Below are 9,644 nucleotides of genomic sequence, written 5' to 3'. Positions count from 1 at the left end.
ATCGCTGCCGTCAGAGTGGTTTTACCATGGTCAACGTGACCGATGGTGCCGATGTTGCAGTGCGGTTTGCTGCGTTCAAACTTTTCCTTGCCCATAATAAGGCTCCTTTTTTTCCTTGTCGGATGATGCGTGCAAGCACGCACCCTACGGGTTTGGGTAGGGTGCGTGGTTTCCCACGCACCTCATCTCTTATGCGTATTTCGCCTGGATCTCGTCCGAGATGTTCTGCGGAACCGGATCGTAGTGATCGAACTGCATGGTGAACTGGGCACGGCCCGACGACATCGAACGAAGGGTGTTGATGTAGCCGAACATGTTGGCCAGCGGCACGAACGCGTCGATCGCGATCGCATTGCCGCGCGGCTCCTGCCCCGAAACCTGACCGCGACGCGATGTCAGGTCGCCGATGATACCGCCGGTGTATTCTTCCGGGGTGATCACTTCGACCTTCATGATCGGTTCGAGCAGTTTCGCGCCTGCCAGTTTCATGCCTTCACGCATGCACATACGTGCTGCGATTTCAAAGGCCAGAACCGACGAGTCAACATCGTGGAACTTACCGTCGATCAGAGCCACCTTGAAGTCGATCACGGGGAAGCCGGCCAGCGGGCCGCTATCCATAACGGACTGGATGCCTTTTTCAACACCCGGGATGTATTCCTTCGGAACGGCACCACCAACGATGCGGCTTTCGAACGAGTAACCTTCGCCCGGTTGAGTTGGCATGATTTCCATTTTGACTTCAGCGTACTGACCCGAACCACCCGACTGTTTCTTGTGGGTGTAGGTATGCTCGACCGCTTTAGAGATGGTTTCGCGATAGGCCACCTGCGGTGCACCGATGTTCGCTTCCACCTTGAATTCGCGCTTCAGACGATCCACGAGGATATCGAGGTGAAGTTCGCCCATGCCCTTCATGATGGTCTGACCCGATTCCAGATCAGTTTCCACGCGGAAGGACGGGTCTTCTGCGGCCAGACGGCCCAGACCCTGAGACATCTTCTCCTGGTCAGCCTTGGTTTTCGGCTCAACCGCGATCTCGATCACCGGATCGGGGAAGGTCATGGTTTCCAGAACCACCGGATCGTTGACGGCGCAAAGCGTGTCACCGGTCGTGGTGTCTTTCAGACCTGCCAGCGCGATAATGTCACCTGCGAACGCTTCCGTGATTTCCTCACGGTTGTTCGAGTGCATCATCATCATCCGGCCAACGCGCTCTTTCTTGCCCTTGGTCGAGTTCAGGAGCGTGTCGCCCTTGTTCAGGACACCCGAGTAGATGCGGGTAAAGGTCAGCGAGCCAACGAAGGGGTCGTTCATGATTTTGAACGCCAGACCCGAGAACGCCATCTCATCATCCGCGCGGCGGGCAATGTTACGCTCTTCGGTTTCGTCGCCGGGTTTGAAGCCCATGTAATCAACAACGTCCAGCGGGCTGGGCAGATAGTCGATCACGGCGTTGAGCAGCGGCTGAACACCTTTGTTCTTGAAGGCAGACCCGCCCAGAACCGGAACGAAGGACAGCGACAGCGTGCCCTTGCGCAGCAGTTTGCGCAGGGTCGGCACGTCGGGTTCGTTGCCTTCCAGGTATGCTTCCATCGCGTCGTCGTCCATTTCGACGGCGGCCTCGATCATCTTTTCACGCCATTCGTTGGCCATGTCCTGAAGCTCGGGGCGGATGTCAGTCTTGATCCACGACGCGCCAAGGTCTTCACCCTGCCACAGCCATTCCTGCATGGTGACAAGATCAACCAGGCCTTCCAACTCGGTCTCGGCACCGATCGGGATACCAACCGGAACGGCGCGGGCGCCGGTGCGGTCTTCGATCATGTTGACGCAGTTGAAGAAGTCGGCGCCGATCTTGTCCATCTTGTTGACGAACACCATGCGCGGAACCTTGTAGCGGTCAGCCTGACGCCACACGGTTTCGGTCTGGGGTTCAACACCGGCGTTGGCGTCCAGCACACAGACGGCACCGTCGAGAACCGCCAGCGAACGCTCAACTTCGATGGTGAAGTCAACGTGGCCGGGGGTGTCGATGATGTTCAGACGGTGCTTGGGCGTATCGGCGTTCTGACCGTCCTCGGTGCGTTCCCAGAAAGTGGTGGTCGCAGCCGAGGTGATGGTGATGCCGCGTTCCTGTTCCTGCTCCATCCAGTCCATGGTGGCTGCACCATCGTGCACCTCACCGATGTTGTGGGATTTGCCGGTGTAATACAGGATGCGTTCCGAGCAGGTGGTTTTGCCTGCATCGATGTGCGCCATGATACCGAAGTTGCGGTATAGTTCGAGCGGATATTCGCGTGCCATTGGTCTAATGTCCTCTGGGGATTACCAGCGATAATGGCTGAAGGCTTTGTTCGCCTCGGCCATCTTGTGAGTGTCTTCCCGCTTCTTGACGGCGGTACCGCGCGAGTTGACAGCATCCAGAAGTTCACCCGCAAGGCGTTCTTCCATGGTGTTTTCGTTGCGTTTGCGCGACGCGGTGATCAACCAGCGGATGGCCAGCGCTTCGCGGCGCTCGGGGCGCACTTCAACCGGAACCTGATAGGTGGCACCACCGACACGGCGCGAACGGACTTCGACGCTGGGTTTGATGTTGTCCAGTGCTTCGTGGAACACTTCGACGGGGGCGCGCTTGACCTTGTTCTCAACGCGATCCAGCGCGTTGTAGACGATCTTTTCCGCAACCGACTTCTTACCGTCGATCATCAGGTTGTTCATGAATTTGCTCAGCACCTTATCGCCATACTTGGCGTCGGGCAGAATCTCGCGTTTTTCGGCGGCGTGACGACGTGACATCTCGGCCTCTCCTTCTTACTTGGGACGCTTGGCGCCGTATTTCGAACGACGCTGCTTACGGTCTTTGACGCCCTGGGTATCCAGAACACCGCGCAGGATGTGGTAACGCACACCGGGAAGGTCTTTTACACGACCGCCACGGATCAGAACCACCGAGTGCTCCTGAAGGTTGTGGCTTTCACCGGGGATGTAGCTGATGACTTCGTAACCGTTGGTCAGGCGCACCTTCGCAACTTTACGCATAGCCGAGTTCGGCTTCTTCGGGGTCGTGGTGTAAACGCGGGTGCAAACGCCGCGCTTCTGGGGGCACTGCTCGAGGTGCTGCGACTTCGAGCGCTTGATTTTGGGCTGACGCGGCTTGCGGATCAGCTGCTGGATCGTTGGCATAGGGTCTCTTTCCCGTTTGCTTCACTTGTCATGCGCGGGGTTGCCCCCGCACGGCTTCGTCGTTTGGTGCAACTTGTGTTTCCACAAGCGCAAAAACCGCAATCGTTTCCATTCCGAGGCAAACGACGCGGTGAGTTCTCAGAGGGTGCAGCCTTCAAAATAGGCCGGACCTTGACCACTACAGTTTTGATATCGGCTCACGAGGGGCGACCCCCAGTTACCGGATGGTCGGGCGTATAGGGGGAGTCGGAACGCTTGTCAACAGCACCCCTCGGTTGCGCGGGCTTGTCGGCAATGCCATTGTCCCACAAGCGCGTCAACCGGGCCAGACAAGGGGACACCGTTCATGCACAGCCGCGACATGCAGGTGATCGGGATCTGCCGGTTTTCCTACCCCGCCATCGGCGGTTTTCAGGTGGACCACACTACCCCCGAAGAACGCATGGCCTTCCTCTACGATCCCAAACGCATGGAAGAACGATTCCGCCTGTTCGAATCCTTCACCCTGCCCTGCCTCAAGGCGCAGACCGACCCGGATTTCACCTTTCTCGTCATCATTGGTGACAGCATGCCCCGCCGATGGCGCGACCGGCTCACCGATCTGCTCGCCGACATGCCGCAAGCCATCCTTCAGGCCCACGCCCCCGGCCCGCATCGTCCGGTGATGAAAACCGCGATCAACTCGGTGCGTCTGAAACGGGACGCACCCTGTCTGCAATTCCGCATGGATGACGATGACGCGGTCAATATCCGCTATGTCGAACGCCTTCGCGAAGCGGCCCAGGATCTGCGCCCGCTGATGCTCAAGAACCGCCATATCGCCATCGACTTCAACCAGGGCTATATCGCCGCCCCCAACAAACACGGCATCAAGGCCACCCCGGTCATCGAACATCTCTGGACCGCCGGGCTCGCCATGGCCATCCGTCCCGGCGTCGACCTCACGATCCTCAACTTCGGCCATTCCAAGATCAGCCGGTTCATGCCCGTCACCAGCTTTTCCGGCGAGGACATGTTCCTGCGCGGCCATTCCGACTTCAACGACTCGCGCCAGAAAAAGAACGTCCGCCCGGTCAAGCTCGACCTGCTGGACGACGCCGGCGAATCCCATTTCCGCCGCGTCTTCAACATCGACGCCGATCAGGTCCGCGCACGCTTTTCTTCCTGAGACAACCGCCGCCCCCGGATCAGGGTGAACACCCCGGCCCCAACCACGATCGCGCCCCCGGCCAGTGTCAGCGCATCCGGCCAGTCACCAAAGACGACAAACCCCATCACCAGTGCCCAAAGCAACCCGGTGTACCGGAACGGCGCGGTAAAGGACACGTCCCCCGTCCGCATCACCAACACCGAGAACAGATAGCCGCCCAAAATGAAAAAGGCCGCACCGCCCAACAGCATGAGCTGCCCAACATCGAGCGTCGCCCACTCCACACCCAGGCTCGCCACCCCGGAAAACAGCGTCACCCCAAGCGATGCCGCCAGCGTCACGGTCATCGACGGCACCTTGCGCGACATGCCTCGCGTCGCCAGATCGCGCACTGTCACGGCAACAACCGCCGCCAGCGCATACAGCGCGTAGATGTCGAACCCGTCCGGTCCCGGTCGCACGATCAGCAACATGCCAAGGAACCCGACGATGATCGCACCCATGCGCCGCCAGCCAACCGCCTCTCCCAGAAACAATGCCCCACACAGGGTCACGGTCAGCGGCAGAACCTGCAAAATCGCCGTCACATTGGCAATCGGCATATGATAAAGCGCGGTGATAAAGAAATAGGCCGCCGCAATCTCAGCCCCCGTGCGCAACCCGACCAGCCCCCAGTCGCGCGCAGGAAACCGCACTCGGATCGGCCCAAGGCTGCGCGCCAGCCCCCAGATCAGCAGGGTCGAAGCCGCCCCGCGCAGGAACAGCATCTGAAAAAGCGGCACCTCCGGCCCCAGAAGCTTCACACAGGTATCGTTCAGCGTGAACGCCGCCATCGAGCACATCATCAACAACGCGCCCTTCAGATTGTCGGACATCCCCTGCATCACAGCCCCCTGCCAGAACACAACCCGGCGACCCTAATGCGGCGTTCCCATTCCACCAAGTCCAATCTTCATTTTGCCAGAAATACTCATGCCAAAGGCAGAAAAGCCCCCGGCTCGACGCCGGGGGCTTTTCTTTTTTCCATCAGATCAGACGCTTAGTCGAAATCGCGGCTTTCGGGTGTTTCCACCAGGCCACTGTCGAACACGTCGTCCGCACCAAGATCCTCGACCGGAGCGGCCAGCGCAGCTGCGGCCTCGGCCTCTTCGCGACGTGCCTCGATCACGACATTGTCGCGATCCTGCGCGATCTTGCGCACGGCCTGCGTGGCCCCACCGGTCCCGGCCGGGATCAGACGACCCACGATGACGTTTTCCTTCAGACCAACCAGCTTGTCTTTCTTGCCCTGCACCGAAGCCTCGGTCAGAACGCGGGTGGTCTCCTGGAACGACGCCGCCGAGATGAACGACCGGGTCTGCAGCGATGCCTTGGTGATCCCGAGCAGGATCGGCTCGCCCTGTGCCGGGCGACGCCCTTCGGCAATCGCCTTTTCATTGGCGTGGTCGAATTCGATCTTCTCGACATGCTCGCCCTTCAAGAGCGTGGTTTCACCCGAGTCGAGGATCTCCCACTTCTGCAGCATCTGGCGCACGATGACCTCGATGTGCTTGTCGTTGATCTTCACACCCTGAAGGCGATACACGTCCTGCACTTCGTCAATCATGTAATCGGCCAGCGCTTCGACACCCATGATCGACAGGATGTCATGCGGCGCAGGGTTGCCGTCCATGATGTAGTCGCCCTTCTGCACGAAGTCGCCTTCCTGCACCGGGATGTGCTTGCCCTTGGGCACCATGTATTCGACGGTTTCCAGCGACTCGTCGCTCGGCTCGATCGAGATGCGGCGCTTGTTCTTGTAGTCGCGGCCAAAGCGCACGTAACCATCGATTTCGGCGATGATCGCGTGATCCTTCGGACGACGGGCCTCGAACAGTTCGGCCACACGCGGCAGACCACCGGTGATGTCCTTGGTCTTCGCGCCTTCACGCGGAATACGCGCAACCACGTCACCGGCTTTCACGTCCTGACCGTCTTCAACCGACAGGATCGCGTCCACAGACATCGGGTAGTGCACCGGGTTGCCCGCCTCGTTGCGCACCGGCTCGCCATCGCCATCCACAAGAATGATTTCCGGCTTGAGCTCGTTGCCTTTGGGCGCTGCACGCCAGTCGGCCACGATCTTCTGTGTCATGCCGGTAGCATCGTCGGTTTCCTCGCGCAGGGCGATACCGCTGACCAGGTCGACGAACTTCGCTGTCCCCGATTTCTCGGCCAGGATCGGCAGGGTATAGGGATCCCATTCGAACAGCTTTTCGCCGCGCGAAATGGCCTGCCCGTCCTTGACGAACAGCTTGGAACCATATCCAACCTTGTGGCTGGCACGTTCCTCGCCGGCGTCATCCATGATCAACAGCTTCATGTTGCGGCCCATGACAAGGGCCTCGCCATTGGCGTTCTCAAGGATGTTCGCGTTTTCGAAGACGATCTTGCCTTCCTGCGATGCTTCAAGGAACGACTGCTGACCACCCTGCGCAACACCGCCGATGTGGAAAGTCCGCATCGTCAGCTGCGTGCCGGGTTCACCGATCGACTGCGCCGCGATGATACCCACGGCCTCGCCGGTGTTGACCATCGTGCCGCGTGCAAGGTCACGACCATAGCACATGGCGCAAACGCCCTCTTCCGCTTCACAGGTCAGCGGGCTACGGATGCGTGCCGATGCGACACCGGCCTCGTCGATCATGTCCGACATGCGTTCGTCGATCAGCTGACCTTCCGAAACGAGCACCTCTTCCGTGCCCGGACGCAGGATGTCTTCTGCGGCCACACGGCCCAGAACACGTTCTGCCAGCGATGCCACGACTTCCCCGTCATTGACGGCGGCTTCCGCGGTGATCGCGTTGTCGGTGCCACAATCATGCGCCCGCACGATGCAGTCCTGTGCAACGTCAACCAGACGACGGGTCAGGTAACCCGAGTTCGCGGTTTTCAGCGCGGTATCCGACAGACCCTTACGGGCACCGTGCGTCGAGTTGAAGTACTCAAGCACCGTCAGACCTTCTTTAAAGTTCGAGATGATCGGCGTCTCGATGATGTCGCCGTTCGGCTTGGCCATCAGGCCGCGCATCCCGCCGAGCTGTTTCATCTGGGTCACCGAGCCACGCGCACCGGAGTGGGCCATCATGTAGACCGAATTCGGTTCCGCTTCGGCCCCGTTCTCGTCCTTCTTGGCCGCCGAGATGGTGTTCATCATCGCGTCGGTGACCTTGTCGTTACACTTCGACCAGGCGTCCACGACCTTGTTGTACTTTTCGCCCTGGGTGATCAGGCCGTCCATGTACTGTTGTTCAAAGTCCTTCACCTGATCGCGGGTCTCGTCCACGATCGTCCACTTGTCATCCGGGATCACCATGTCGTCCTTGCCGAACGAAATGCCCGCCTTGAACGCTTCGCGGAAGCCCATGGTCATGATCTGGTCACAGAAGATGACCGACTCTTTCTGACCGCAGTAGCGATAGACGGTGTCGATGACGTTCTGAACGTCTTTCTTCCGCAGAAGCTTGTTGACGAGCTCGAACGGCGCCTTGGTGTTCTGCGGCAGCAGAGCCCCCAGACGCACCCGGCCCGGCGTGGTCTCGTAACGCTTCATCACCTCAAGACCGTTTTCGTCGATCTGCGGAATACGCGCGGTGATCTTGGCGTGCAGATGCACGGCGCCGCTATCCAGCGCGTACTGCACTTCGTCGATGGACGAGAACACCATGCCCTCACCCTTCATGCCTTCGCGCTCGATGGACGTATAGTAGAGGCCAAGGATCATATCCTGCGACGGCACGATGATCGGTGCGCCGTTAGCGGGCGACAGAACGTTGTTGGTCGACATCATCAGAACACGCGCTTCCAGCTGGGCCTCAAGGCTCAGCGGGACGTGAACAGCCATCTGGTCGCCGTCAAAGTCCGCGTTGAACGCCGAACACACCAGCGGATGCAGCTGGATCGCTTTACCTTCGATCAGAACCGGTTCGAACGCCTGGATACCAAGACGGTGCAGCGTCGGCGCACGGTTCAGCATCACGGGATGCTCGCGGATCACCTCGTCGAGGATATCCCACACTTCGGGACGCTCTTTTTCCACCAGTTTCTTCGCTTGCTTCACCGTGGAAGACAGACCTTTGGCCTCAAGGCGCGAATAGATGAACGGCTTGAACAGCTCGAGCGCCATCTTCTTGGGCAAACCACACTGGTGCAGCTTCAACTCGGGGCCGGTCACGATGACCGAACGACCCGAGAAGTCGACGCGTTTCCCCAAAAGGTTCTGACGGAAGCGACCCTGCTTACCTTTGAGCATGTCCGACAGCGACTTCAGCGGACGCTTGTTGGCGCCGGTGATCACGCGACCGCGACGGCCGTTGTCAAACAGCGCATCCACAGATTCCTGCAGCATCCGCTTTTCGTTACGCACGATGATGTCGGGCGCACGCAGTTCGATCAGACGCTTCAGACGGTTGTTCCGGTTGATCACACGACGGTAAAGGTCGTTGAGATCCGAGGTCGCGAAACGGCCACCATCCAGCGGCACCAGCGGGCGCAGTTCCGGCGGGATCACGGGGATCACGGTCAGAACCATCCACTCGGGGCGGTTGCCGGACTCAAGGAAGGATTCCACAACCTTCAGACGCTTGATGATCTTCTTGGGCTTCAGTTCGCCGGTGGCTTCGGCCAGATCGGCACGCAGCTGCTCGGCTTCGCTCTCAAGATCAATCGCCGCCAGCATTTCGCGGATCGCTTCGGCGCCGATATTGGCGGTGAAGGCGTCCATGCCATAGGCGTCCTGCGCGTCCATGTATTCTTCTTCGGTCATCATCTGGCCGTATTGCAGGTCGGTCAGACCCGGCTCGATGACAACATAGTTTTCGAAATACAGAACACGTTCCAGATCGCGCAGCGTCATGTCCAGCATCAGACCGATGCGGCTGGGCAGCGACTTCAGGAACCAGATATGTGCAACGGGTGCGGCCAGCTCGATGTGGCCCATACGCTCGCGGCGCACTTTCTGGAGGGTAACTTCGACACCACATTTCTCGCAGACAACGCCGCGATACTTCATGCGCTTATATTTGCCGCAAAGGCATTCGTAATCCTTGATCGGGCCAAAGATACGCGCACAGAACAGACCGTCACGCTCGGGCTTGAACGTCCGGTAGTTGATGGTTTCGGGTTTCTTGATCTCACCATACGACCACGACAGGATGCGCTCGGGGCTTGCCAGCGACACCTTGATCTCGTCGAAAACCTTCGGCGGGGTCAGCGGGTTGAACGGGTTATTCGTCAGTTCCTGGTTCATTTTGATACCTCAAATTTGTGC

At 59.3% G+C, this 9,644-nt stretch carries 7 protein-coding genes; 1 reads left to right on the top strand and 6 read right to left on the bottom strand.

What is annotated here, in order from left to right:
- From BMZ35_RS20685 to rpsL, 4 genes are all read right to left on the bottom strand, one after another.
- Positions 1-95: GTP-binding protein (locus tag BMZ35_RS20685; protein ID WP_131814410.1), on the bottom strand; the 95-nt coding region annotated here is incomplete at its 3' end.
- A 94-nt stretch (positions 96-189) separates the two neighbouring features.
- Complete coding sequence (gene fusA, locus BMZ35_RS19900) at positions 190-2,307, bottom strand: elongation factor G (protein WP_093097013.1); 2,118 nt, start codon at positions 2,305-2,307, stop codon at positions 190-192.
- 21 nt (positions 2,308-2,328) lie between these two features.
- Complete coding sequence (gene rpsG, locus BMZ35_RS19895; RefSeq protein WP_093097011.1) at positions 2,329-2,799, bottom strand: 30S ribosomal protein S7; 471 nt, start codon at positions 2,797-2,799, stop codon at positions 2,329-2,331.
- 15 nt (positions 2,800-2,814) lie between these two features.
- Entirely contained in the window at positions 2,815-3,186 is a 372-nt protein-coding gene (gene rpsL, locus BMZ35_RS19890) for a 30S ribosomal protein S12 (RefSeq protein WP_054000841.1), read from the bottom strand.
- Between the two features lie 346 nt (positions 3,187-3,532).
- Here rpsL and BMZ35_RS19885 point away from each other — a divergent pair, with 346 nt between their 5' ends.
- The gene (locus BMZ35_RS19885) at positions 3,533-4,354 is read left to right on the top strand and encodes a putative rhamnosyl transferase (RefSeq protein ID WP_242654875.1); all 822 of its coding nucleotides are present in this window, start codon (positions 3,533-3,535) and stop codon (positions 4,352-4,354) included.
- Here BMZ35_RS19885 and BMZ35_RS19880 read toward each other — a convergent pair.
- Positions 4,327-5,211 (bottom strand): DMT family transporter, encoded by an 885-nt coding sequence (locus tag BMZ35_RS19880; RefSeq protein WP_093097014.1) that lies wholly within the window; start codon positions 5,209-5,211, stop codon positions 4,327-4,329. The two genes, BMZ35_RS19885 and BMZ35_RS19880, sit on opposite strands and share 28 nt — an antisense overlap.
- 164 nt (positions 5,212-5,375) lie before the next feature.
- Positions 5,376-9,623 carry a DNA-directed RNA polymerase subunit beta' gene (rpoC, locus tag BMZ35_RS19875; RefSeq protein WP_093097008.1) on the bottom strand — a complete coding sequence of 1,416 codons (4,248 nt, stop codon included), beginning with the start codon at positions 9,621-9,623 and terminating at the stop codon, positions 5,376-5,378.
- Positions 9,624-9,644 lie beyond the last annotated feature (21 nt).

It is taken from the genome of Shimia aestuarii (assembly GCF_900114635.1).
GTDB lineage: Bacteria > Pseudomonadota > Alphaproteobacteria > Rhodobacterales > Rhodobacteraceae > Shimia > Shimia aestuarii.
Note: the sequence above shows the minus strand (reverse complement) of the source record. Positions and strands in the feature narration are given on the sequence as shown.

Coding starts and splice junctions, on each gene's coding strand:
- fusA (WP_093097013.1), bottom strand. CDS start 2,307: ATGGCACGCGAATATCCGCTCGAACTATACCGCAACTTCGGTATCATG.
- rpsG (WP_093097011.1), bottom strand. CDS start 2,799: ATGTCACGTCGTCACGCCGCCGAAAAACGCGAGATTCTGCCCGACGCC.
- rpsL (WP_054000841.1), bottom strand. CDS start 3,186: ATGCCAACGATCCAGCAGCTGATCCGCAAGCCGCGTCAGCCCAAAATC.
- BMZ35_RS19885 (WP_242654875.1), top strand. CDS start 3,533: ATGCACAGCCGCGACATGCAGGTGATCGGGATCTGCCGGTTTTCCTAC.
- BMZ35_RS19880 (WP_093097014.1), bottom strand. CDS start 5,211: ATGTCCGACAATCTGAAGGGCGCGTTGTTGATGATGTGCTCGATGGCG.
- rpoC (WP_093097008.1), bottom strand. CDS start 9,623: ATGAACCAGGAACTGACGAATAACCCGTTCAACCCGCTGACCCCGCCG.